The organism is Streptomyces sp. NPDC059668, assembly GCF_042734135.1.
In the GTDB taxonomy this organism is placed as follows: Bacteria; Actinomycetota; Actinomycetes; order Streptomycetales; family Streptomycetaceae; genus Streptomyces.
Genome location: NZ_JBHWEL010000051.1, coordinates 952 through 25,620, shown reverse-complemented (window position 1 = coordinate 25,620; position 24,669 = coordinate 952). Strand labels below are relative to the sequence as shown.

Sequence of the window (24,669 nt, the reverse complement as noted above, 5' to 3'; positions counted from 1 at the left end):
GACGGAGATCGGATCCAGCAGAGCGGCTGAAGTGGAACAGCCGCCTGCTGTGGTGTCCGGCGGGCTGGTTCGCAGCGTTATCGCCGGTAAACCCAGAGTGATGTGAGAACAGCGTGACCCAGGGGGTGCCGTCCCGCAACTCGCGGCGCGTTCGGCGGACACGGCGCGCACCGCGGGCCGTCGCGGCGCCGGTGCGACGAGGCTCCCGCCACGCCCTTCGCGGCGACCACGTCAGCCGCTGCTCCCCGCCGCCCTGCGGACCGCCTCGATGAACCGGCGCGCCGACGGAGGTCCCGGTTTGCCGGGCGAGGGATCGTGCTCGCCGAGCGTGAGCGAGTAGCGCGTGCCGTTGACGTCCGCCAACGCCCGGTCCTCGGGCGCGAACCAGGGCCTGGAGGCCCGCACCGCCTGCACCGGGGCACTGTCGATCTCGCTGCCGTAGCTGGTGAGCAGTTCCAGCCTGCCGTCGCTGATCCGGACCTGTCCGGCCCGGGTGAGCGAGCGCAGCCTCTTCCCGATCCGCACGCCCGTGGCCGTGAACTCCGGCTCCGCCATGCTGCCCCGCCCCCTTGTGCGCCTCGGCTGTGCCCTGACCCGGGTCCCGCGCGGGCGGCGGTCCGGTGTGCGCACCCGTCGCGGGAGTGTCGTCCCGTGCGGTGCGGTCGGACGCGGGCAGCGTCCCGTGCGGTGCAGTCTGCCCGCAGGCAGCGGCGAGCACCAGTGCGCACGACGAGGTGACGACGGGGACGGGAGCACTTGTCCGGGTGCGCCCCCATCGCTTCGGACATCCTGCCCCAGGGGTGCCTTTGGGTCGCTCAAAGACGTGTTTATGCAGGTGAGAAGCGTGCGCAAGGTGTTTATGATCGGGGCGTCCGACCGTTTGAACCGGCGTCGGCGTGATGCGTTAGGAGCCCCGCCGTGAGCAGCCCCCAGCAGATCCGGACCGGCGAAACCCTCGACGTCGACCACAGTGACGCGCGGTACCGGACCTGGCTCAAAGAGGCCGTCCGCAAGGTACACGCCGACGCGAACCGCTCGGCCGACACGCACCTGCTGCGCTTCCCGCTGCCCGAGGCGTGGGGCATCGACCTGTATCTGAAGGACGAGTCGACCCACCCCACCGGGAGCCTCAAGCACCGGCTCGCCCGTTCGCTCTTCCTCTACGGCCTGTGCAACGGATGGATCCGTCCGGGCCGTCCCGTGATCGAGGCGTCCAGTGGCTCGACGGCCGTCTCCGAGGCGTACTTCGCGAAGCTCGTCGGAGTGCCCTTCATCGCGGTGATGCCGCGCACGACGAGCGCCGAGAAGTGCCGGCTGATCGAGTTCCACGGCGGGCAGTGCCACTTCGTGGACGACTCCCGCAGGATGTACGAGGAGTCCGCCGCCCTCGCGGTCGAGACCGGCGGCCACTACATGGACCAGTTCACCTACGCGGAACGCGCCACGGACTGGCGCGGGAACAACAACATCGCCGAATCCATCTTCCGGCAGCTGGAGTTGGAACGCTTCCCGGAGCCCGCGTGGATCGTCGCCACGGCCGGCACCGGCGGCACCTCCGCGACCCTCGCGCGCTACGTCCACTACATGCAGTACGACACCCGCATCTGCGTCGCCGACCCGGAGAACTCCTGCTTCTTCGAAGGCTGGACCACCGGCGATCCGGACGTCACCTGCGACTGCGGCTCACGGATCGAGGGCATCGGCAGGCCCCGGATGGAACCGAGTTTCGTACCCGGCGCCATCGACCGGATGATGAAGGTGCCCGATGCCGCGACCGTGGCGGCCGTGCGGGCGCTGGAACAGGCCATCGGCCGCAAGGCGGGCGGTTCGACCGGCACCGGACTGTGGAGCGCGCTGAAGATCGTCGCCGAGATGGTGACCGAGGGGCGCAACGGCAGCGTGGTGACCCTGTTGTGCGACCCGGGGGACCGGTATCTGGACAAGTACTACTCGGACACCTGGCTGGCCGACCAGGGCCTGGACATCGCGCCCTACACGGCCGCCATCGCGTCACTCCTGGAGACGGGCGTCTGGCCCGACTGAGCCCCCGGCGCGCACGCCGGAGGCACCGCTTCAACCGAAGGCACCGCTTCGGCCGGAGGCACCGCTTCGACCGGACGCACTGCTTCGGCCGGACGCACGGCTTCAAGAGGCGACGTATGCCGCCGGCTCACGCGTGGGCCGACTCCAGCCGCCGGTCCAGTTTCGTGACCGCGTCCCGGAAGGCCCGGCCGAGGCCCGCCCGGCCCACCTTCAGGGCCACCCGGAAGGGAGCCGTCCCGTCGGCGGCGAACGTCCACCGGACCCGCGTGCCCCCTCCGGCCGGCGTCAGCCGCCACTCCTCGACCAGGGCACGGGCACCGGGCGCGTTCGTGACGTCCACCCGGTACGCGTACACCTCGGGAGCCCGGGAGGCGAGCACGGTCTCCTGGAAGCGCGTGCCGCCGCGGAGCCGGACCTCACGCCCGGTGCCGTCCCCGCTCGGCCGGGCGAGCGCCACGGCCGGGAACCACTCGCTCCAGCCGGACACGTCCTCGGCCAGCGCCCGGAAGACGGCCTCGGGAGGAGCGGTCATCTCGCGGGCGAACACCAGACGCAGGGGAGCGGTCTCGGTGAAGTCGAGACCCTCCGGGCGCAGACGGCGTGCCATGGACGAAACCCCCTGACGGGACCGGAGTCCCGGGCGCGGGCGGACGGTGACCTGAGCACGCCCGTACCGCGACCTCCGCACGGGCAGCGTCACCCTAGCTGGCGGACCGTCAGATGTCTGTACCGTCCGCCGGCTCACCGGCCACCACGAGATGCGTCGGGTGTTCGGCGATCTCGGCGCGGGCCTCGGCCGGCAGCCCGGCATCCGTCACCAGCGTGTCCACCTGCTCCAGCGCGGCGAACGAACTCAGCCCCACCGTGCCCCACTTGGTGTGGTCGGCGACCACCACGACCCGCCGCGCGGACTGCACCAGCCGCCGGTTGGTCTCGGCCTCCGCCAGGTTCGGTGTGGACAGACCCGCCTCCACGGATATGCCGTGCACCCCCAGGAACAGCACGTCGAAGTGGAGCGCGGCGATGGCCTGGTCGGCCACCGGGCCGACGAGCGAGTCGGAAGGCGTGCGCACCCCACCGGTCAGCACGACCGTGGCCGCACCCTGCCGCTGACCGGAGACGCGCTGCGCGGCGTGGAACACGTCCGCCACCCGCACCGAGTTGGTGACCACGGTGAGGTCCGGCACGTCCAGGAGACGATGGGCCAGCGCGTACGTCGTCGTACCGCCCGAGAGCGCGATCGCGGTGCCCGGGACGACCAACTCGGCGGCGGCCCGCGCGATGTCCTCCTTGGCGGTCAGCTCCAGTCCGGACTTGGCCTCGAAACCCGGCTCGTGCGTACTCGCCTCGGCCACCGGCACCGCACCGCCGTGCACCTTCTCCACCACGCCCTGGCGCGCGAGAGCGTCGAGGTCGCGGCGGACCGTCATGTCGGAGACCCCGAGCTTGCGCGTCAGCTCGTTCACCCTGACGCCGCCCCGGCGCCGCACCTCGTCGAGGATCAGGGCGCGACGCTGCTCCGCGAGGAGGTTCTGATTCTCACTCACGTCCGCTCCGGTCCTTTCGTCCGCCCTGCCCGACACTCCGTCCGAACCCACTCCCACGTGGCCATTCTCCCTCTCCGAGGCCTGCAGGACGACCCATCCTCGCACGGGGTACCGACAGTCGCGCCACTCCCTGTGAGGACACCGTTCCTCTCCCTTCACCGTGCCGTCATCCGTATCGGGGAGATTCCGTGACCACCGGTGCGGGCGCGGCCCCCGGCGGAGATCCTTGTCCCTGCCCATGACACAGGCGACGGACACGGCACGGGGAAGCGCGGAAACAGTGGAGAGAGAACGGGAACAGACCTCGGCGGGAGCGCTCACCGGCCCCGCGCAACGGCCCGAAGCGGCCGACACCGCCCTCGAACTCCTGGTCCACGGAGTCGGCGGCACCACACCCGCGGAGATGCTGGACGATCCGCGCACGGTGCGGATCAGCGGTGACGACGTCGCGGCCGTCCACCGGCGCCTGGAGGACGCCGACGCGGAGCGGCGCCCCGACGACTACCGGGGCAGGCCGGTCCCCGAGGCCTATGTGTGGTGCAACCTCACCTCCGGCAACGGCACCCGTGCCCTGTGGCTGTTGCTGCTGCCCTTCATGGTCGTCAACCTCGCCCACTGGATGCGCCCCGCCGGCGGCGGCCGCCGGCGGGCGGTGCGGCTGTACGGTCTGCTCGTCCGGCTGACCGGGCTCACCCTGACCGTGCTGCTGGTCGCCGCCGCCTGCGAGGTCGCCCTCGACCTGGCCGCCTGGCAGTGCGCGGGCACGCGGGCCTGCGCCGAGGAACACTCCTGGCTGGCCTTCCTCTCCCCGGACCTGTCGCACGACGGCTGGTGGAGCGGACCCGGCCGCCGCCTCGCCCTGGCCGGCCTGGTGCCCATGGCGCTGACCTGCCTGCTGTGGTACCTGTCCCACCGCACCTGGAGCGCGTACGAGTCCCAGCAGCCGGTGTCCCGCGCGGCCGAACCCGAGGAGGAGACCGGCCCCACCGCGCTCGGCCGCCCCGGCTTCTGGTACGGGCGCCGCCTGGTGGCCCGGCTGCGCGCGGCGCACACCGCCGCGGGACTGCTGACGGTCACCGCGGCGGTCGGGGGGCCCGCCGCCCGCTTCGACAGCCGGGCCGCGGGGCCCGTCCCGCTCGGCTTCCTGGGCCAGTTGCTGCACACGGCCCTCGCCGTCGGCGCGTTCGTCGTGCTGTGGGTGGTCTGCCGACGAGGCCGCAGCGAACACCGGCTCGACCGGGAACTGGACGCGAGACTGGTGCGCGCGCTGCCCCTGGGGGCGATCGTCCTGCTCGCGCTCACCCTGCTGTACGCCGGCTGGTCACGGCCCGGCTGGCAGTCGACGGGCCGGCTGCCCGGCGACGCGGCCTTCGGCGGCCTCGCCCTCGCCCAGGGCCTGCTCGTCGTCGCGCTCGCCCTGGTGGCCCGCGTCCTGCACCGCGCCCTCCCGCGCGGCGTCGGTTCCCCCGGAACACCGGACACCCCCCTTCCCACCGACACGCGCACGGCCTTGCGCGGTCTGGCCGGCCCCGCCGTCGCGATGCTGGCCTGCGCGCTGGGCGGTGTGATGTCCGGGGGAGTGGCCCAACGCGTCGCCGACTGGCTGGACGGCACCCGGGGTTCACTGCCGGGCCCGCCCGTCCTGCTGACCTGGCAGGCGTCCGTGATCCCGCCGACCCTGCTCGTGCTCCTCGGACTCTGCGGACGACTGGCCCTGCGCACCCGGCGGTTGCGCGCCCGCGAGACGCGCGCGGTGGAGCGCGACCACCAGGGGGAGCCGACGGACAGAACCCGCACCCGCCGTATCGCCGGCACGCGCGCCATGGCCGCCCTCACCGACCAGGCACCCCTCGTCGTCGGGATCGTCTCCTTCGTGACGCTGCTGCTGGGCTGCGGAGCCGTGATGGGCGCGCTGACGACGGGCGACACGCCGGCACGCGCCGCGCGAGGGTCGTACGCCTTCGTCCACGGCGCGGCCGAAGCCTCGCAGTCCCTCGGCTCCTGGCTGATCGGCCTCGGCTTCATACTGCTCGTCGCCTCGGGCCGGCGTGCCTACAAGGACCCCGCGGCCCGCCGCACCATCGGCATCCTCTGGGACGTCGGCACCTTCTGGCCGCGTGCCGCCCATCCCTTCGCGCCGCCCTGCTACGCCGAGCGTGCCGTGCCCGACCTGACCTGGCGCATGGTCACCTGGACCCGGGCCACCGGCGGACGCCTCGTGCTGTCCGGGCACTCCCAGGGCAGCGTGCTGGCGGCGGCCGCGGCCTGGCAGCTGACGCCCTCGGTCCGCAGACGGGTCGCCCTGCTCACCTACGGTTCACCGCTGGAACGGCTCTACGGCCGCTGGTTCCCCGCCCACTTCGGGCCGGCCGCCCTCGTCTCCCTGCATCGCGAGGTCGACTGCTGGCGCAACCTGTACCGGCTCACCGACCCCATCGGCGGCCCCGTACGCCTGCCCGGGGACTGCGGCCCCGAGGTCGACCGCGCCCCCCTGGCGGACCCGCTCGTCTACGGACGCACTCAGGAGCACCCCCTGCCCGCACCGATCCTCGGACACTCCGACTACCAGTCGGACCCGGCCTTCGCCGAGGAACGGGAGCGGCTGCTGGCGCGGTTGCGGCACGAGGTGCCGGGCCCGCGTCCCGAGGGGGACGCTCAGGGCAGCTCGGGAAGATCGTCCGCGTAGAGCAGGGTCAGGTCGTCCGTGCTCGGCTCGTCGAGCTGGGCGACCCGGCCGGCGTGCCGCTCGACCATCGCCTCGAAGGTCTGCCGCGCGGTGCGGCCGTTGCCGAAAGCGGGTCCCTTGGGGATGGCCGTGAAGTACTTCAGCAGCGCCTCGGGCGCTCCGGACCCGAGGCTGTACTCGTGTTCCTCGGCCTGCTGCTGCACGATCCGCAGGAGTTCCTCGGGGATGTAGTCGCTGAACGTGATGGTCCGCGAGAAGCGGGACGCCACCCCGGGGTTGACCGTGAGGAAGCGCTCCATCTCGGCCGTGTAGCCCGCGACGATCACGACGACCGCGTCCCGGTGGTCCTCCATCAGCTTCACGAGCGTGTCGATGGCCTCCCGGCCGAAGTCGCGCCCCGAGTCCTCCGGCGACAGCGCGTAGGCCTCGTCGATGAAGAGCACACCGCCGCGCGCCCGGTCGAAGGCCTCCTGGGTGCGGATCGCCGTGGAGCCGATGTGCTCGCCGACCAGGTCCACGCGGGACACCTCGACCAGGTGTCCCTTCTCCAGGACACCGAGCGAGGCGAGGATCTCGCCGTACAGCCGGGCGACCGTCGTCTTGCCGGTACCGGGTGAGCCCGTGAAGACCAGGTGGCGCCGCGCCGAGGCCGCCTTGAGGCCCGCCTCCTGCCGCCGCCGGCCCACCTCGATCATGTCGGTGAGGGCCCGAACCTCGCGCTTGACGCTCTCCAGGCCCACCAGCGCGTCGAGTTCGCCGAGGACTGCCTTGGAGGAGCGCGCCGGCTCCTCGGGTTCCGGGGAGCCCGCGGGCGACTCCTGCTCGGTGGTGCGCTGGCCCGGGATCGCGCCCAGCAGGCCGGAGGACGGACCGGACGTCTGTACGGCCGTCTCGGGGGCCGGGGACCGCACTCCGGCGCTCTCGTCGCTCGTGCAGTCCTCGACGACCGGGCCGCCGCCCGCCGCGTTGCCGCCGTCGGCGAACTCGTAGCCCCCGCGCGCGCACCGTTCCGTACGGCACTTCTTCAGCGTCGAGCGGCAGCCGTCGATGACATGGAAGCCGTAGCCCCCGCTGCCCGTCACCCGGCAGTGGTGGAAGCTGCCGCGCCCGCCCGCCGAGACGTAGAAGCCCGCCTCCGCGGGGGAGTCGACCGTGCAGCGCTCGATGGTGGGGTCGGCGCCCTTGGTGACGATGACACCGGTCTGGGTGCCGTCCACGGTGCAGCCGGACAGCGTTCCGCCGCTTCCGTGGTCGCGGAACCAGGCGCCCGTCGCGGCGTCCCGGATGCGGCAGTCGTCGAGCTGCGCGGTGGCGCCGTCGCTCACCGAGACAGCCGTGTTGCGTACTTGGGAGAGGTCGCTGTCGACGACGTCGACACGCGAACCGCGGTCGAGGACGAACAGGGCGTCCGGCACGTCGTGCACCCGGCACGACTCCAGCACGGCGGTGGCGCCGTCGCTGACCCAGACCGCGGGGTAGTCGCCCGTGCTGTCGAAGATCTCGCACTGGTTGGCGTCCACACGGGTGCCCGGGTCCCACACCGACAGGCCGTTGCGCCCGAACTTGCGGACGGTGGTGCGGGTGAGGGTGAGGACCGAGCGGGAGCGCAGGTCGACCGCGTTCTCCGGGATGTCGTGGATGCGGCAGTCGGCGAGCGTGAGGACCGCGTCCGTGTCCAGCGTGACGCCGTCCGAGGTCGTGCGGTGCACATCGCAGTCGGTGAGGTGGGCGGCGGCCCGTCCGGTGATCTGCACCCCGGAGCCCTTGACCTCGTAGACCTCGCAACCGATCGCCTCCAGCGAGGAGTTCTCGCCGGTCGCCGACAGGCCCGCGCCGGAGGTGTGGTGCACCCGGCAGCGCTCCAGGCGGGGACGGCCGCCGCCGCGGACCGCGATGCCCGACTGGCCGGCCGCGACGACCTCGCACTCCTCGAACACCCCGCCGCCGCCGTCGAGTACGGCGATGCCCACGCCCGCCGGATTGTCGACCGTGCAGCGGCGCACGGTCGGACGCGCGCCGCCGCGCACCTCGATGCCGGCCGAGGACCGGGTGACGATCCGCATGTCCAGCAGCTCCGGGGTGCCCTCCTCGACGAGCAGTGCGGGCGCGGCCGAGTCCTGGCCCTCGACGTGCAGGTCCTGGACCACGGCGGAGGCACGGACGGTCAGCGGGACCCCGTCGACCGGCGCGATGCGCACGGAGCCGGGCGAGCCCTCGGGGCCGCGCAGTGTCACCGCGCGCTCGACGACGAGGTTCTCCCGGTAGGTGCCGGGGGCGACGGTGAGCACGTCTCCGTCGGCTGCCGCTTCCAGGGCCGCGGCCAGTGATGCGTACTCTCCCGTGCGGCGCCGCCACCGCGAGGTGCCGGTGTGCGTCACCTGGACCGTGCCCTGTGCCATGGCGCTGTTCTGCCCCCACCTCGTCGTACGCGGGTCCTGCGAGGCCGTGCTGAAACGCCGTCGCGATCAAGAACAGCTTCTCACGACGATGCCGAGCAGTCCGGCCGTCCCACCGTAGCGTGCGCGGGGACGGAGGGTTGACCGGAGCGGGAAGGCGGTCAACTGCCGGTACCGGTCCTGCCCCAGTCCGGGCCTGCCCGGTCCCATGCCTGATCCCAACGGGCGTACCGGCCAAGGGTCATGCGCCAGACGATCAGACGCCGTGCGGCCTCCAGCAGCACCACGGTCATGAGGGCCGCGCCGATCCCCGCCAGCACCGCGTGCGTCGTCGCGGTGGCCGGGTCCAGGGGGCGGCCGACCAGCCGGCCGTGCCGGTCGGTCCAGAGCGTGAAGTGGTCGCCCCGGTGCGGGGACCTGAGCACCGTGATCACCCTGCCGTGGTGCGCGGAGCCGTCCGGGGCGGTCCAGTCGGCGAGCACGCGGCTGTGCGGGTCCTGCGCCGACGAGGCCTCGGGGTCGGGTTCCAGCGGGGCGCGCGTCAGCTTCCTGACCACGGTGGCCACCACCTCGTGCCGGGCCCTGTGCTGTTCCCGGACGGACTGCTGGAGGGCGTGCTCGGCGGCGGCTCCGGCGGCGACCCCGGCCATGGGAGCGACGACCGCGATCAGCACGAGGGCCAGCACGGCCAGCCAGGCTTCGGCCAGATCGGTCCCGCGGCGCAACGGGTTGTGCCGCCAGCGCCAGAGTCCGCCGATCGCGCGCATCACCGCGCCCCCCTTCCGCCTTCCGCGTCCGTGACAACCCCCGGCAGAGCCGTTCACCCGTGGGCCGGGGAAGGAGAGAGCGACATCACCCCTCCCGCGGTTCCCGCGGTCCTCTCATGAACTTCTCACACAGACCCAACGACCGTGCCCGGGGCTCGGGTTCCCGGGTGCGGGGGACGGGCGGAAGAGGATCGGAAGGGCGACCGGAAACCGGTCACGGCGGTCATGCGACGACCGTGACCTGATCGCCGACGCGCACGATGCCCGTGGTCTCCGGCACCAGGTTCTGTCCGAACATCAGCCGGGACCCGAAGCGGCGATGGAGCCCGAGCGTGCGGAGGGGTTCCCTGCCGCGCTCCGCGGTCTCCTGGTCGGTGGTGGTCACGACGCAGCGGCCGCACATCTTGGCCACCCGGAAGGCGACCTCGCCGATGGTGACGCGGGTCCAGTCGTCCTCGGCCCAGGCCGTGGTGCCGGAGACCACCAGGTTCGGCCGGAAGCGGTTCATCGGCAGAGGGCCCTCGTGGGCGCGGTCACCCTGGGCGATCAAGGAGTTGAGCGCGTCCAGCGAGGCGAGGGTCGTGATCAGCAGCGGATAGCCGTCCGCGAAGCTGACGGTCTCGCCCGGTCGCCCGTACTCCGGGTCCAGGGGCCGGCGGGTGGCGGGATCGTCCATGTGGACGAGGCGGGTCTCCGCCCCCAGATACTCGCTGCACCAGGCATGTGCGGCGGGGCCGGCGAGGACCGCCTCCACCTTGTCGCCGAACAGGTCCAGCGTGACCCTGTCCGCGGCTGCCGGATCGGGCACCGGGACCCCGATTGACGCACGGCCGGGAGCGGACAGCCGGACGCCGCCGGGCATCAGCTCGGCGGCGGCTCGCGCCAGACGTGGTTGCTGGCGTTGGGTGACGACCTTTCCCCCGTCGTCGATCAGTGCCCAGCGCCGGTCCCCGGCCAGTCCCCAGGGCTCCACCACGGCGTCCCGTGGCGACCGACCACGGAACGCCTTGACCGGGTGGACATGGATCGAGTGCAGCTCCGCGTTCCCCATGGCGCCCATCGTGCCAGGCGGCGCCGACAATTCCGTCCTAAGGCCTCAGTATCCGCGGTACTGCTGGTTGTTGTACGGGTCCTGGTACGGAGCCGGGGCGGGGCGGGGAGCGGCGGGGCGCATCGCCTCGTAACCGGTGCCGGTCGCCATCGGGCGCTGCGGCTGCTGCTGCGGGCCCGGGTAGCCGCGCGGGGCGCCGGCCTGCTGCGGGATGTAGGGCGCGGGGGCCTGCTGCAGCGGGGACGGCTGCTGGGCCTGCGGGTAACCGCCGTACGCGGGGACCTGATGAGAGGGTCCGGCCGGAAGGGCCGGGAGTGCCGACGGGAGCGCGGGCAGGTAGCTGCTGCTCGTGTCGTAGGCGGCGGGAACCCGGATCGGGGCGATCTGGGGGGTGCCCCGCTCGGCGACGAGCGAGTCGTAGATCGGGGTGTCCGGGAAGGACGGCGCGGAGTAGTAACCGCCGCCATAGGTGGAGCGGGGGGAGGTCATGGGACATAAGTTAAGCCCACGATGTGCTGGTTGGGGAGACCGATAAGAGGGTTGTTTTCCGTGTCGGCGGCACCTCGGGATCCCCAATGCGAGCGAACTCGGCAAAAAAGGGCGCCAAACCGGGTTCAGATCGTGTAAAGGCCGAGTTCCCAAGGGGTTACCGGGGGTTGACCATTCGTCTTCCGGGGCTGTCCGGGCCCTTCCCGGCCCCGGGGGAATAGGTTGGGCGGCAACGGGTCGGAGAGGCGGCCCGGGGCACGGCCTGGCGCGGTGACATGTGATGGGGGCGGACATGACAATGCCTAAAGGATCAAATGTTCCGGTGCCGACGAGTGCGCTGCGCGTCGAAATGGGCTGGAGTCCGGGCCCCGGGGTGCCCGACGCGGATGCCTCGGCGCTCCTGCTGGTCGCCGGGAAGGTGCGGTCCGACCACGACTTCGTGTTCTACAACCAGCCCGCGCACTCCTCCGGCGCCGTGCGTCACGAGGGGAAGCGTGACGCGGGCGGCCAGGTGACCGACACGCTGCTCGTCGACCTCGCGCGCGTCGAGCCCGCCATCGAGACCGTGGTGCTGGCCGCCTCCTGCGACGGCGGCACCTTCGGACAGGTGCCCGGCCTGTACGTCCGGGTGCTCGACGCGGGCCGGGGCACGGAGGTCGCCCGCTTCGACAGCAGGGACGCGACGGTCGAAACGGCCTTCGTGCTCGGGGAGTTCTACCGGCGCCAGGGCGCCTGGAAGTTCCGCGCCGTCGGACAGGGGTACGGCAGCGGCCTGGAAGGCCTGGCCACGGACTACGGGATCACGGTGGACGAGCCGCAGCACACGGCACCGCCCGCCCCGCTCCCCTCCGCCCCCGGGCCGGCCGCCTCCTCGCCCCCGCCCGTGCCCGGCACACGCGTGGTCGGCCCGCCCCCGCCGGTCCCCGCGCCCGCCACCATGACGCCCCCCACGCAGCCACCGCCGCCCGTCCCGCCCCGGCCCCCGGTACGTCTCTCCAAGGTCACCCTCACCAAAGAGGCCCCCTCGGTGTCGCTCACCAAACAGGGCGGAACCTCAGGTTCCATGCGGGTGAACCTCAACTGGCAAGTACGCAAACAGTTCTCGGGGTGGGGCAGCAAACGGGGCCGGGCCGTCGCGATGCACGCGGACCTCGACCTCGACCTGTGTGCCCTGTACGAACTCTCCGACGGCCGCAAGGGAGTCGTCCAGGCGCTCGGCAACGCCTTCGGAGCGCTCAACCAGCCGCCGTACATCCATCTCGACGGCGACGACCGCACCGGTGCCGTCGAGAGCGGCGAGAACCTCACCGTCAACCTCGACCACCGCCAGAGCTTCCGGCGCATCCTCATCTTCGTGACCATCTACGAGGGCGCGCGCTCCTTCGCCGACCTGCACGCGACGGTCACCCTCCAGCCGACGAACGGCGCGCCGGTCGACTTCTCGCTCGACGAGTGCACCGTGCCCTCGACCGTCTGCGCCCTCGCTCTGATCACCAACAGCGGCGGCGACCTGATCGTCCAGCGTGAGGCCCGCTACCTCGTCCCCGAACGCGGTGTGAGCCCCCAGCGCACCGTCGACCGCGTCTACGGGTGGGGCATGAACTGGACACCCGGCAGGAAGTGACCGGCGGGAAGTGACCGGTCAGCGTTCGTCGAGGGCGGTGTCCGGACGGGCGTAGGTGCGGCCCTTCCAGGCCGCGCCGCGCCCCCTGTAGTGCTGCACCGCGGAATCGACCGTCATGAGGAGGTACAGGAACGCGGTGACCGGCAGCAGCGGAGCCAGCCACCAGGGCTGCCGGTAGTAGCGCACCATCGGCAGGTACGTCGCCGTCATCACCAGCCACGCGAGCCCCCCGGCCGCCGCAGCCCCCGTGCTTCCCACGACCAGACCCGTGACGAGCGCGAGCGGCGGGACCAGGTAGACCAGCGCGAGGCCGAGGACCGTGCCCAGGAGCAGCAGCGGGTTGTGCCGCAGCTGGGCGTACGCGCTGCGCGAGACCATGCGCCACAGGTCGTGCAGCCGAGGGTAGGGACGCACGCTGTCCACCCCCTCGGCGAGCCCCAGCCAGATGTGACCCCCCGCGCCCTTCACCGCCCGCGCGAGCGCCACGTCGTCGATGACCGCGTGCCGGATGGCGTCCGGAACCCGCGCCCGCTCGGCGGCGTCCGCGCGCAGCAGCACACAGCCACCGGCCGCTGCCGCCGTGCGCGACCCCCTCACCGCGATCCACCGGAAGGGATAGAGCTGGGCGAAGAAGTAGACGAACGCGGGCACGACGAACCGCTCCCACACGCTCTCCACCCTCAGCCGGGCCATCTGGGAGACGAGGTCGAACCCGCCGGCGTCCGCCGCGGCCACCAGGGACCGCAGGCTGTCGGGCGCGTGGGCGATGTCCGCGTCCGTCAGCAGCAGGTACACGGGCTCGCGCGTGCGGGCCAGGGCGATGCCGTGGCGTACGGCCCAGAGCTTGCCGGTCCAGCCCGCGGGCGGCTCCCCGGGCGAGTCGACGGTGAGCGGGAGCCCGCCGTGCGCGCCGGCCAGTTCACGGGCCAGCTGCCCGGTGCCGTCCGAGCTGCCGTCGTCGACGAGGAAGACCTCGGCCCGTCCCGGATAGTCCTGCGCGAGCAACGTCGGCAGGCTCGCGGGCAGGACACCGGCCTCGTCGCGTGCGGGGACGACGACACAGACGGACGGCCAGTGGTCCGGCTCCCGGCGCGGTGGCAGCCGCAGATCCGTACGCCAGAAGAAGCCCTGGCCGAGCAGCAGCCACAGCCAGGCGGCCAGTGATCCCACGGCGGTCCACGCGACGGCACTCACGCGCGGCAGTCTGCCCCACCCCGGGGGCCCGTCGGGGCGGATCGTCTATGGTGACCGGGTGAAGATCGCGCTCATGGACTCCGGAATCGGACTGCTCGCCGCCGCCACCGCGGTACGCAGACTGCGGCCCGACGCCGATCTCGTCCTCTCCTCGGCGCCCGACACCATGCCCTGGGGACCCCTCGCGCCGCAGGACGTGACCGAGCGCGCGCTGGCGGTCGCCGAGGCGGCGGCCGGACACCACCCCGACGCTCTGATCGTCGCCTGCAACACGGCCTCCGTGCACGCGCTGCCCGCCCTGCGTGCCCGCCTGGAGCCGGACGTGCCGGTGATCGGCACGGTCCCGGCGATCAAGCCGGCCGCGGCCGGCGGCGGTCCCGTCGCGATCTGGGCGACGCCCGCCACCACCGGCAGCCCCTACCAGCGGGGACTCATCAGCGAGTTCGCCGAGGGAGTGGCCGTCACCGAGGTGCCGTGCCCCGGGCTCGCCGACGCCGTGGAGCACGGGGACCAGGCGGGTATCGACGCCGCGATCGCCGCGGCCGCCGCCCGGACCCCCGACGATGTGAGGGCCGTCGTCCTGGGCTGCACCCATTACGAGCTGGTCGCCGAACGGATCCGCGCGGCGGTGCAGCGGCCCGGTCTCCCGCCGCTCGTCCTGCACGCCTCCGCGGGCGCCGTGGCCGCGCAGGCGCTGCGCAGGATCGGCGCGTTCCCGGACCCGGGAGCGTCCCCCGACGGCACCGTCACCGTGCTTCTCAGCGGCCGGGCCGGTGCGCTGCCCGAGCCCGCGCTGGAGTACGAGGAGGGCCGCCTCCTTCAGTCGGTCAGCCCCGTCCGCTGACCGCCGGTCACCCCTCGGGCGCCCTGCGTCGCCGGGCCTCCCGCCGGAGCAGTGACCCTCCGCGAGCCGGTGCCCGCGCTGCGGAACATGAGTAGTCTCTTACGCATGAGGGACCACCCCCACGGCGAATACGTCCCGCACTCCGATGTCTGGACCGGGCGTGCGACCAATCGTGTCCAGTGGCTTCCGGCGCTCGCCGGTGCCGCCTGTATCGCGCTCGGCATCGAGCTGGCCGTCGAGTCCACCTGGACCTCGGGCGTCGCCGCGCTCGCCATGTCCGTCGTCGGCTGCATCGCGGCGGGACTGCTCGTCCTCTTCGGGACGCTCGCCTTCGTGCACGTCGCCGTGAAGGTCGACAAGGACTGCCTCGAAGTGCGCTGCGGGCACGTCGGGCTGCCCCGGCGCCGCATTCCCCTCTCGGACGTGGTCGGCGCCGACTTCGCGCCCAGCGTCACGCCGTGGCAGTGGGGCGGCTGGGGCTACCGCTGGCGTCCCGAGAAGGGCACCGCCGTCATCGTCCGGCGCGGCGAGGGCATGGTGCTCCGGCTCGGGGACGGCCATACGTTCACCATCACGGTGGACAACGCGGAGGCGGCCGTCCGGGTGATCCGGGACAGGCTGCGGCCGGCCACTCCCGGCGCCGTGATCTGAGCCGGTACGCCTGTACGTCCGGTACGCCGGTACGTTCGGTGCGGCAAAGCGCCCGCACGGCAATGCGCGCCTGTACGAGCACGGGGTCGGGGTCGGGGCCGGCTCGTGGGCTTCACGGTTCGAGCCGGTGTGCCCAGGGCCGCTCGTCCTCCTTGACGACGTTCTCAGGACATCCGTCCGCCAGCGGCCGTGCCGTCGCGAGACCCGCGAGCAGCCCCGCGCCCGCGGTCACCGTGGTGAAACTCAGCGCGTTGCCCACCGAGGCGATCACGGCCAGGGCCGTCAGGCCCGCTCCCGCCGTCAGCACGACCGGCGTGGACTGCGGCGAGCGCCACAGTGAGTAGAGGACCCAGCAGAAGAGCAATGCGAGCAGCAGTGCGCCGGTCACTCCCTGTTCGGCCATCTGCTGGAGCGCGGCGGAGTGCGGCCTGCCGTCGGGCAGCGGCGTCTGCGCGACCGTCGGACTGAGCTCCGCGTAACGGCCCGGTCCCACTCCCAGTACCGGATTCCGGCCGGTCAGATGGAGCGCGTCCTGCCAGAGCAGCACCCGGTGCTCGGTGAGCTGGCCTTCGAGGGAGGCGGTCAGCCCGTCCGGGAGCGCGTTCTCCGCGACGGCCCAGGTCGTCGACGTGACCGCGGCCGCGGCGAGCGCGAAGCCCCCGAGGCCGAGGGCGCGGCGCCGTACGCGGTCGGCGGCGAGCGAGCACAGCAGCACACCGGTGCCGAGGGCGCATCCGGCGGCCGAGCCGAGGATCGCGGCGGCCACCGTGATCCCGAGGGCCAGCAGGCGCAGCGCGAGCCGAAGCCCCGGCCGGCGTGCCGCCCAGGCCGCGCAGCACGCCGCCGCGGTGGAGAGGGTCAGCAGTGCTGCCGCGGCGCCGGTGTGCCCGAGCGGCACCGTGATCTGCGGGCCCGGGGTGGTGTATCGCGCGACGAGGGCGAGGCCGAGTCCGACCAAGGCACCGGCGCAGGGGGCGGCGACCGGTGCGACCGCGCCCAGGATCCGCCCCGAGGCGTAGCCGGCGGCCATCGCGAGCACCGCCAGCAGGACTCCCTCGGGGCGCCCGTCGTGCACGCCCGCGGTGATCAGTGACCAGACCGCGCAGGCCCCGAGGGCCAGCACGCCCGCCGCGTCCGAAACGTTTCGTCTCTCTCCCGCGGCCGTCGCACCGGCCGCGGACGTCATCCCCGTCGAACCCACCCCGTAGCCCCCCGACCTGTGACGAGCCCAGACCGTCGTGGCCATATCCGGCCACGTCAGAAGCTCGGGCACACCGTAACGGCTGATGCGCCGGTTTGTGGATGACTTGCGCAGAAAAACGATGCATCGGACGGAGGGTGAGCGGCCTCCGGGGCGCGTGATCCGTCTCCTGGGCGGCGCGGGACCCTGGACGGGGGCGGCCGGGAAGGGCGGGAGATCCCCTCAGGGGCCCCGGGACGGACCGTGCTGTCGGAGCCCAGGTCACGCGCCGTACACTCCCCGGGTGACCGCCACAGCAACCTCCGTAGACGAGCCGGAACAGCTCGAGCCCCACGCCGCGTCCGCATCGCGCGGGGCCAGACTGGCACGGCGATACGCACCGGCCGCCGCCGCTGCGCTCTCCGGAGTGCTGCTCTACGTCAGTTTCCCGCCGCGCACCGCGTCGTGGCTGGCCCTGCCCGCCTTCGCGGTCTTCGCCTGGGTCCTGCGCGGACGCTCCTGGAAGGCGGGGCTCGGGCTCGGTTATCTGTTCGGGCTCGGCTTCCTGCTCCCGCTGCTCGTGTGGACCGGCGTCGAGGTGGGTCCCGGTCCATGGCTGGCGCTCGTCGCCGTGGAAGCGGTGTACATCGCGCTCGTCGGCGCGGGCATCACCCTGGTGTCCCGGCTGCCCGGCTGGCCCCTGTGGGCCGCTGCCGTGTGGATCGCTGGAGAGGCGGCCCGCGCGCGAGCGCCGTTCGGCGGCTTCCCCTGGGGGAAGATCGCCTTCGGTCAGGCGGACGGCGTGTTCCTCCCGCTGGCCGCGCTGGGCGGCACTCCGGTGCTCGGCTTCGGCGTGGTGCTCTGCGGTTTCGGGCTGTACGAGATCGTGCGCCAGATCGTCGAGGGCCGTCGCGCCGGTGCCGTACGACGGGGTGCCGCCGCGGTGGCGCTGCTCGCCGTCGCGGTCCCCGTGGTGGGGGCGCTCGCAGCGCGTGCGCTGGTGAGCGACAAGGCCGAGGACGGCACGGCGACCGTCGCGGTGGTGCAGGGCAACGTGCCGCGCGCGGGACTCGACTTCAACTCCCAGCGGCGCGCCGTCCTCGACTACCACGCGCGGGAGACCGAGCGGCTGGCCGCCGAGGTGAAGGCGGGCAAGGTCGCACGGCCCGACTTCGTGCTGTGGCCGGAGAACTCCTCGGACGTCGATCCGTTCACCAACGCCGACGCCCGTGCCGTCATCGACACCGCGGCGAAGGCCATCGGTGCGCCCATCTCGGTCGGCGGGGTCGTCGAGCGGGACGGCAGGCTCTACAACGAGCAGATCCTGTGGGACCCGGTGAAGGGGCCCCTGGACACCTACGACAAACGACAGGTCCAGCCGTTCGGCGAGTACCTTCCGCTGCGCTCGCTGCTCGGCGCGATCAACGAGAACTGGACGTCGATGGTGCGCCAGGACTTCAGCCGGGGTCACAAGCCCGGCGTCTTCTCCATGGACGGCACCGGGGTCGGACTCGTCACCTGCTACGAGGCCGCGTTCGACTGGGCCGTGCGCAGCACCGTGACGGACGGTGCGCAGATCATCTCGGTGCCGAGCAACAACGCGACCTTCGACCGCAGCGAGATGACCTATCAGCAGCTCGCCATGTCCCGGGTCCGTGCCGTGGAGCACAGCCGTACCGTCACGGTGCCGGTGACCAGCGGCGTCAGCGCCGTCATCATGCCGGACGGGCGGATCACCCAGCGGACCGGGATGTTCGTGGCGGACTCGCTGGTCCAGAAGGTGCCGCTGCGTTCCTCCGAGACCCCGGCGACGCGGCTGGGGATCCTCCCCGAGATGCTTCTGGTGTTGGTCGCGGCGGGCGGGCTCGGCTGGGCCGGGGCCCGGGCGGTCCGCGGGCGCCGGGACGGCGCGGTCTAGGGGTCCTGGGCGCCGGGGCCGGGTCGTGTCGTGCGGCCGCGGCCGCGGCCGGGTGGCGGAAGCCGACCGTTAGGGTCGGGTCATGGCTATCCCTGACTTCATCCGTACGATCCGGGCCTCCGCGGGGCATCAGCTGCTCTGGCTCCCCGGAGTCACCGCCATCGTCTTCGACGACGAGGGCCGAGTGCTGCTGGGCCGGCGCACGGACACCGGCAAGTGGTCGGTCGTCGGTGGCATCCCGGATCCCGGCGAGCAGCCCGCGGCCTGCGCGGTGCGGGAGGTCTTCGAGGAGACGGCCGTGGACTGCGTCGTCGAGCGCGTCGTGCTCGTCCAGGCCATGGAACCGGTCACCTACGAGAACGACGACGTCTGCCAGTTCATGGACATCACGTTCCGCTGCCGGGCCGTCGGCGGCGAGGCGCGGGTCAACGACGACGAGTCCCTGGAGGTCGGCTGGTTCTCGGTCGACGCCCTGCCGGAGCTGAACGAGTTCGCGCTGCTCCGGATCAAGCAGGCCCTGTCCCAGGCACCCACATGGTTCGACACCACGAGCTGAGGGGGAACTGTGTGCGGTGAGCACATGTGTGGGGCCGGTCGGCCTGCCTAGGGTCGAGCCATGACCGCGCCCAGTGCCCTCCCGGGCCCCCACGCCCTCCCGTCCGGCCTCCACGGCCGTACCGCCCTGGTCACCGGCGCCGCCGGCGGCATCGGCCGAGCCTGCGCGCTGCGGCTGGCCGCCGACGGGGCCACGGTGCGGGCGGTCGACCTGGACACCGCGGGGCTGGACGAACTCGCCGAGCTGGCCCGAGGCCTCCCGGGCACCGTCGAGCCGCATCCGCTCGACCTCACCGACCTCGACGCGGCCGAGCGCGCCGCCGAGGGCACGGACGTCCTCGTCAACAACGCCGGACTGCAGACGGTGCGGCCCATCGAGGAGTTTCCGCCCGAGGTCTTCCACACCATGCTCACGGTGATGCTGGAAGCCCCCTTCCGGCTGATCCGCGGCGCACTGCCGCACATGTACGGGCAGGGCTGGGGCCGCATCGTCAACGTGTCCTCGGTCCATGGGCTGCGTGCGTCCGCCTTCAAGTCGGCGTACGTGGCCGCGAAACATGGGCTGGAGGGGCTGTCGAAAACGACCGCCCTGGAAGGCGCCCCCCACGGAGTGACCTCGAACTGTGTGAATCCCGCCTACGTGCGCACCCCACTGGTCGAGAAGCAGCTCGCGGACCAGGCGCGGGCCCACGCCGTTCCCGAGGAGCGTGTGCTGTCCGAGGTGCTGCTGCGGGACAGCGCGGTCAAACGTCTCGTCGAACCCGAGGAGGTCGCCGAGGCCGTGGTCTATCTGTGCGGGCCCCTGACCTCCTTCGTCACCGGCACCTCGCTGGTCATGGACGGCGGCTGGACCGCGCACTAGGCGTATCGATCACGAACGCTGTCCACACCCGGTGCCGGGCGCCCGGACGCGGCGAACCCCGCCCGCCGCGGCACCGGCCGATCCGGTCGCCGCCGAGTTGTCCACAGGGCCGGCCGGGCCGACCCGACGACAGGTCATCCTGTGAGCATGTCCCGCGATCACGTGCCGTCCGCCGAACGCCCCGCCGACAACGCCGAGACGCCCTTCCTCCGGCTGCTGGCCAGAGGCGCCCCCGCCGAGGCGTACGAGCAGCCGGTCCTGCTCGCCCGCGCCGAGGGCCGTCCCGCCGCCCGAGTCGCCGCGCTGGAAGAGGCGAAGCTGCTGGCCCTGCGCGTGCGCTCCGAGATGGAGGGCAGGCGCCGTCGCGAGGCGGAACTGTCGGCGCTCTTCGAGACCGCCCACGACCTGGCGGGCCTGCGCGACCTCGACGCGGTGCTGCGCGCGATCGTGCAGCGGGCCCGGTCACTGCTGGGCACGGACGTCGCCTACCTCAGCCTGCACGACGAGGCCGAGGGAGACACCTACATGCGCGTCACCGAGGGCTCGGTCGCGGCGCGCTTCCAGCAGTTGCGGCTCGGCATGGGGGAGGGGCTCGGCGGCCTCGTCGCCCAGACCGCCCGTCCCTATGTCACCGACGACTACTTCAAGGACGACCGCTTCCAGCACACCCGGGCCATCGACGCGGGCGTACGGGACGAGGGCCTGGTCGCGATCCTCGGCGTCCCCCTCATGATCGGGCGTCATGTCATCGGAGTGCTGTTCGCCGCGGACCGGCGGGCACGGATCTTCGAGCGTGAGCAGATCGCCCTCCTCGGCTCGTTCGCGGCGCTGGCCGCGGCGGCCATCGACACGGCGAACCGGCTGCTGGAGACCCGCTCGGCCCTCGATCGCCTGGGCCGCGCCAACGAGATCATCCGGGACCGCAGCGGAGTGATCGAGCGCGCCTCGGAGGTCCACGACCGCCTCGCCGAGCTGGTGCTGCGCGGCGGCGGGGTCCATGACGTGGCCGCCGCGGTCTCCGAAGTGCTCGACGGGCCGGTCGAGTTCACCGGGACGGACACCGCGCCGGGCGCCGCCCTCCAGGCCTCCCGCGCCGAGGGCCACGCGGTGCGGCACGGCCGGGACTGGGTCGCGGCCGTGACGGCCGGGGGCGAGCTGCTCGGCGCGCTGGTGCTGGGCGGACACCCGGGCCTCGACCCCGTCGACCAGCGCACCCTTGAACGCGCCGCGATGGTCACCTCACTGCTCCTGCTGGCCAGACGCTCGGCGGCCGAGGCCGAACAGCGCGTCCGTGGCGAGCTGTTGGACGATCTGCTGGACGCGCGGGACCGAGACCCGCGGCTGCTGCGGGAGCGCGCCAGCCGGCTCCACGCCGACCTGGACGCCGTCCACGTGGTGCTCGCCGCCCGCCTCGACACCACGGCCGCCGACGCCGACCGGGAGGCGGACGCCCGCCGACGGCTGTGGTCCGCCGCGTCCCATCTGGCCGCGACCGGACACGGACTGGCCGCCGCCCGGGACGGCGGCACGGTGCTGCTGCTCCCGCTCGGCCCGGACGAGACCGCCACCGACCTGGCCCGCCGCACGGCCGGACAACTGGGCACCGCCGTCCACGAGGCCGTCACGGTCGGCGCCTCGGCACCCCTGGAGGCCCTCGCCGCGCACCCCGAGGCGGTCGCGGCGGCGTACGAGGAGGGGCAGCGCTGTCTGGAGGCGCTGCGCCTGCTCGGGCGTGCCGGGGACGGCGCCGCAGCCGAGGACTTCGGGTTCCTGGGGCTGCTGCTCGCCGGGGACCGGGACATCTCCGGCTTCGTCGGGCGAACCATCGGCCGGGTCGTGGCCTACGACCAGCAGCGCGGCACGGACCTGCTGCGCACCCTCGACGCCTACTTCGCGTGCGGGATGAGCCCGGCGCGCACCAAGGAGGACCTGCACGTCCATGTGAACACGGTGGCCCAGCGGTTGGAGCGGGTGGGCCGGTTGCTGGGCGAGGACTGGCAGAGCCCGGCCCGGGTGCTGGAGATCCAACTCGCCCTGCGCTTGCATCGGTTGTCCACGGTGGCACCGCACTGACCCCCGTACGCGGGTACGGGGGTCGGGAGATGAGGGCGTGGACGTGCGGCGTCAGGACGTGGAGCGCGCGTCCGCCACCGGCACGGCCACCTCTGCCTCGTCGTGGTCCGCCACGCCGGCCAGGTCGCGGTGCCGGGTCTCGTCGGCGACGCCCACCGCGATCAGGGTCACGACGGCCGCCGCGATGACGTACAGGGAGATCGGTGTGGAGCTGCCGTAGTCGGACAGCAGCGCGGTCGCGATCAGCGGGGCGGGAGCGCCCGCCGCGACCGAGGCGAACTGGGCGCCGATCGAGGCACCGGAGTAGCGCATCCGGGTCGCGAACATCTCGGAGAAGAAGGCGGCCTGGGGCGCGTACATCGCGCCGTGCAGGACGAGTCCGACGGTGACGGCGAGGACCAGGTTGCCGAAGCCGCCCGTGTCGATGAGCGAGAAGAAGGGGAACATCCACAGCCCCACCCCGGCGGCGCCCAGCAGATAGACGGGCCTGCGGCCGATCCGGTCCGACAGCGCGCCCCAGGCCGGGATGACGGCGAAGTGCACGGCGGAGGCGATCAGTACCGCGTTGAGCGCGGTCTGCCGGGAGACGCCCGCGGACGTGGTGGCGTACACGAGGATGAAGGCGGTGATCACGTAGTAGCTGATGTTCTCCGCCATACGAGCGCCCATGGCGACCAGGACGTCGCGCCAGTGGTGGCGCAGCACGGACACCAGGGGCAGCTTCTCCGCGGCGGATGCCGGTGCCCGCCCGCGTTCCTCGGCCCGCGCCAACGCCTCCTTGAACACGGGTGATTCATCGACAGACAGACGTATCCACAAACCGACGACGACCAGTACACCGGACAGCAGGAAGGGGACGCGCCAGCCCCAGGCGACGAAGGAGCCGTCCGACAGGGTGGCGGTGAGCAGCGAGAGCACGCCGGTCGCCAGGAGTTGTCCCGCGGGAGCTCCGGTCTGCGGCCAGGAGGCCCAGAAGCCGCGTCGCTTCGCGTCCCCGTGTTCGGACACCAGCAGGACGGCGCCGCCCCACTCGCCGCCCAGCGCGAAGCCCTGCACCAGGCGCAGCGCCGTCAGCAGTACGGGGGCCGCCGCGCCGACCGTCGCGTGGGTCGGCAGCAGACCGATCGCGAACGTCGCCCCGCCCATCAGCAACAGGCTGAGCACCAGCAGTTTCTTGCGGCCGAGCCGGTCCCCGTAGTGTCCGAAGACCAGGGCGCCGAGCGGCCGGGCCGCGAAACCGACCGCGTACGTGAGGAACGACAGCAGCGTGCCGACGAGCGGGTCGGAGCCGGGAAAGAAGAGCTTGTTGAAGACGAGCGCGGCCGCCGAGCCGTACAGGAAGAAGTCGTACCACTCGATGGTGGTACCGATGAGGCTGGCGGCGACGATGCGCTTCAGGTTGGCGGGTGGTGGGGGAGCGGTTGCTGCGGAGGCCATGTGCGCCACTTCCTTGTGTGCCGTGGGGACGGGTACGTGTGGCACACCGTAGGAAGATGCAGGTCAGGGGCACATGTGGTGGGGCACCATACTTTGGGGGCGGCTTGTGCGTGCGGCCCCCATGCCGCTCGCGGAAGGATGGTTCGACGGCCTGAAGGGGACCGGAACGAGTGCCGTACGAGATGTCCCCTTGGCAGGGATGATTCGGCGGCGGCGTGCCGACTCCCGTGCTGGTTCGGTGCCGACTGAAAGCCCACGTCAACACCCCGGGGCAGACGTCGGGTGAGCCGCGCCGTGGGACGTGCGGCCGCACTTCATCCGCCGGGCGAGTGCGCGCGATCCGGCCCCGTGGTCCGGCCGTTCGGCGATGCGCCGGTATGGCCCGCCTGTATGGGGGTAGTCGGCCTTGCGTCGGCCTCCAGCAGTCGGCGGCACGGGGGCTGGATCACGTGGGAGGGGCCTGGTATGACGGTGACCGAGGCGACAGAGACACAGACGGTGGCGCTGCCGGAGATAGAGGTGCCTTCGCGGGTGGCTCCCCGGGACGCGCGTCAGCTGTCCGGACTGTTCTTCGAACAGCTGGCCGTGCTCGAAGAGGGCACGCACGAGTACCAGTACGCACGCAACACGCTGATCGAGATGAACATGAGCCTCGTCCGTTTCGCGGCCGCGCGGTTCCGCAGCCGCGGCCCGGACGACATGGAGGACATCGTCCAGGTCGGCATGGTCGGACTGATCAAGGCCATCGACCGGTTCGAGCTCACTCGGGAAGTCGAGTTCACGTCTTTCGCCGTCCCCTACATCGTCGGCGAGATCAAGCGCTTCTTCCGCGACACCTCGTGGGCGGTCCACGTTCCCCGCCGCCTGCAGGAAGCCCGCATCCAGCTCGCCAAGGCCACCGAGGAGCTCCGCAGCCGGCTCGGCCGCACCCCCACGGTCAAGGAGCTCTCCGAGCTGATGTGCCTGAGCGAGGAGGAGGTCAACGAGGCACGGCTCGCCTCCAACGGCTACAACTCGTCCTCCCTCGACGCCACCGTCAACTCCGGTGACGAGGGCGAGGCCGCGCTGGCCGACTTCATCGGCGCCGACGACCACGCCCTGGAACTCGTCGAAGACTTCCACGCGCTGGCGCCGATGATCGCCGCGCTCGACGAGCGGGAACGCTGCATCATCCATATGCGGTTCGTCGACGAACTCACCCAGGCGCAGATCGGCGAGCACCTCGGCGTCTCCCAGATGCACGTCTCTCGCCTGCTGAACCGCACCCTCACCAAGCTCCGGACAGGCATGCTCACCACCGGCTGAGCACGCCCTGCCCCACCGACCGGCGGCGCGCCCCGTCCTCCCAGGGG

20 protein-coding genes are annotated in these 24,669 nt (G+C 72.6%); 10 read left to right on the top strand and 10 right to left on the bottom strand.

Going from position 1 to position 24,669, the window contains the following annotated elements; all coding sequences use genetic code 11:
* Positions 1 to 231: 231 nt before the first annotated feature.
* Positions 232 to 555 carry a hypothetical protein gene (locus ACFV2J_RS29345; RefSeq protein ID WP_359492997.1) on the bottom strand — a complete coding sequence of 108 codons (324 nt, stop codon included), beginning with the start codon at positions 553 to 555 and terminating at the stop codon, positions 232 to 234.
* A gap of 363 nt (positions 556 to 918) precedes the next feature.
* Between ACFV2J_RS29345 and ACFV2J_RS29340 the strand changes: the two genes are divergently transcribed.
* Positions 919 to 2,043 carry a PLP-dependent cysteine synthase family protein gene (locus tag ACFV2J_RS29340; RefSeq protein ID WP_385087601.1) on the top strand — a complete coding sequence of 375 codons (1,125 nt, stop codon included), beginning with the start codon at positions 919 to 921 and terminating at the stop codon, positions 2,041 to 2,043.
* A gap of 127 nt (positions 2,044 to 2,170) precedes the next feature.
* On the opposite strand, the gene ACFV2J_RS29335 is transcribed toward ACFV2J_RS29340, so the two are convergent.
* Positions 2,171 to 2,650 carry an SRPBCC family protein gene (locus ACFV2J_RS29335; protein WP_385087599.1) on the bottom strand — a complete coding sequence of 160 codons (480 nt, stop codon included), beginning with the start codon at positions 2,648 to 2,650 and terminating at the stop codon, positions 2,171 to 2,173.
* Between the two features lie 109 nt (positions 2,651 to 2,759).
* On the bottom strand, positions 2,760 to 3,590 hold the full coding sequence (locus ACFV2J_RS29330) for a DeoR/GlpR family DNA-binding transcription regulator (RefSeq protein ID WP_385087598.1): 831 nt from the start codon (positions 3,588 to 3,590) through the stop codon (positions 2,760 to 2,762).
* A gap of 403 nt (positions 3,591 to 3,993) precedes the next feature.
* Here ACFV2J_RS29330 and ACFV2J_RS29325 point away from each other — a divergent pair, with 403 nt between their 5' ends.
* Entirely contained in the window at positions 3,994 to 6,276 is a 2,283-nt protein-coding gene (locus tag ACFV2J_RS29325; protein ID WP_385087607.1) for a hypothetical protein, read from the top strand.
* Here the strand turns inward: ACFV2J_RS29325 and ACFV2J_RS29320 are convergent.
* The 4 genes from ACFV2J_RS29320 to ACFV2J_RS29305 form a co-directional block, all read right to left on the bottom strand.
* Complete coding sequence (locus ACFV2J_RS29320; RefSeq protein WP_385087596.1) at positions 6,246 to 8,675, bottom strand: right-handed parallel beta-helix repeat-containing protein; 2,430 nt, start codon at positions 8,673 to 8,675, stop codon at positions 6,246 to 6,248. The two genes, ACFV2J_RS29325 and ACFV2J_RS29320, sit on opposite strands and share 31 nt — an antisense overlap.
* Positions 8,676 to 8,833: 158 nt before the next feature.
* Entirely contained in the window at positions 8,834 to 9,439 is a 606-nt protein-coding gene (locus ACFV2J_RS29315) for a hypothetical protein (RefSeq protein WP_385087594.1), read from the bottom strand.
* Positions 9,440 to 9,662: 223 nt separating this feature from the next.
* Positions 9,663 to 10,490, bottom strand: coding sequence for an MOSC domain-containing protein (locus tag ACFV2J_RS29310; protein ID WP_385087593.1), 828 nt, complete (start codon positions 10,488 to 10,490; stop codon positions 9,663 to 9,665).
* 45 nt (positions 10,491 to 10,535) lie between these two features.
* Complete coding sequence (locus ACFV2J_RS29305; RefSeq protein WP_385087591.1) at positions 10,536 to 10,979, bottom strand: DUF6643 family protein; 444 nt, start codon at positions 10,977 to 10,979, stop codon at positions 10,536 to 10,538.
* Positions 10,980 to 11,271: 292 nt separating this feature from the next.
* Between ACFV2J_RS29305 and ACFV2J_RS29300 the strand changes: the two genes are divergently transcribed.
* A complete protein-coding gene (locus tag ACFV2J_RS29300) occupies positions 11,272 to 12,603 on the top strand; it encodes a TerD family protein (protein ID WP_385087605.1) in 1,332 nt (443 codons plus the stop codon).
* Positions 12,604 to 12,621: 18 nt separating this feature from the next.
* Here the strand turns inward: ACFV2J_RS29300 and ACFV2J_RS29295 are convergent, their stop codons facing one another.
* On the bottom strand, positions 12,622 to 13,797 hold the full coding sequence (locus ACFV2J_RS29295; protein ID WP_385087589.1) for a glycosyltransferase: 1,176 nt from the start codon (positions 13,795 to 13,797) through the stop codon (positions 12,622 to 12,624).
* Between the two features lie 58 nt (positions 13,798 to 13,855).
* Here ACFV2J_RS29295 and ACFV2J_RS29290 point away from each other — a divergent pair, with 58 nt between their 5' ends.
* On the top strand, positions 13,856 to 14,641 hold the full coding sequence (locus tag ACFV2J_RS29290; protein WP_385087588.1) for a glutamate racemase: 786 nt from the start codon (positions 13,856 to 13,858) through the stop codon (positions 14,639 to 14,641).
* A 105-nt stretch (positions 14,642 to 14,746) separates the two neighbouring features.
* Positions 14,747 to 15,292: a hypothetical protein gene (locus ACFV2J_RS29285; RefSeq protein WP_385087586.1), complete on the top strand. Its 546-nt coding sequence runs from the start codon at positions 14,747 to 14,749 to the stop codon at positions 15,290 to 15,292.
* A gap of 112 nt (positions 15,293 to 15,404) precedes the next feature.
* On the opposite strand, the gene ACFV2J_RS29280 is transcribed toward ACFV2J_RS29285, so the two are convergent.
* Positions 15,405 to 16,478: an O-antigen ligase family protein gene (locus ACFV2J_RS29280; protein ID WP_385441436.1), complete on the bottom strand. Its 1,074-nt coding sequence runs from the start codon at positions 16,476 to 16,478 to the stop codon at positions 15,405 to 15,407.
* 298 nt (positions 16,479 to 16,776) lie between these two features.
* On the opposite strand from ACFV2J_RS29280, the gene lnt reads away from it, so the two are divergent.
* The 4 genes from lnt (at position 16,777) to ACFV2J_RS29260 (ending at position 21,880) form a co-directional block, all read left to right on the top strand.
* A complete protein-coding gene (gene lnt, locus ACFV2J_RS29275) occupies positions 16,777 to 18,390 on the top strand; it encodes an apolipoprotein N-acyltransferase (protein WP_385093280.1) in 1,614 nt (537 codons plus the stop codon).
* Between the two features lie 82 nt (positions 18,391 to 18,472).
* Positions 18,473 to 18,946 carry an NUDIX domain-containing protein gene (locus ACFV2J_RS29270; protein WP_385093277.1) on the top strand — a complete coding sequence of 158 codons (474 nt, stop codon included), beginning with the start codon at positions 18,473 to 18,475 and terminating at the stop codon, positions 18,944 to 18,946.
* Between the two features lie 60 nt (positions 18,947 to 19,006).
* Positions 19,007 to 19,807, top strand: coding sequence for a 3-hydroxybutyrate dehydrogenase (locus ACFV2J_RS29265; RefSeq protein ID WP_385093274.1), 801 nt, complete (start codon positions 19,007 to 19,009; stop codon positions 19,805 to 19,807).
* A gap of 147 nt (positions 19,808 to 19,954) precedes the next feature.
* Positions 19,955 to 21,880, top strand: coding sequence for a helix-turn-helix domain-containing protein (locus ACFV2J_RS29260; protein WP_385441432.1), 1,926 nt, complete (start codon positions 19,955 to 19,957; stop codon positions 21,878 to 21,880).
* Between the two features lie 51 nt (positions 21,881 to 21,931).
* Here the strand turns inward: ACFV2J_RS29260 and ACFV2J_RS29255 are convergent, their stop codons facing one another.
* Positions 21,932 to 23,317 carry an MFS transporter gene (locus ACFV2J_RS29255; RefSeq protein ID WP_385093269.1) on the bottom strand — a complete coding sequence of 462 codons (1,386 nt, stop codon included), beginning with the start codon at positions 23,315 to 23,317 and terminating at the stop codon, positions 21,932 to 21,934.
* 465 nt (positions 23,318 to 23,782) lie between these two features.
* Between ACFV2J_RS29255 and ACFV2J_RS29250 the strand changes: the two genes are divergently transcribed.
* Positions 23,783 to 24,622 carry an RNA polymerase sigma factor SigF gene (locus ACFV2J_RS29250; RefSeq protein ID WP_385441428.1) on the top strand — a complete coding sequence of 280 codons (840 nt, stop codon included), beginning with the start codon at positions 23,783 to 23,785 and terminating at the stop codon, positions 24,620 to 24,622.
* Positions 24,623 to 24,669: the final 47 nt, after the last annotated feature.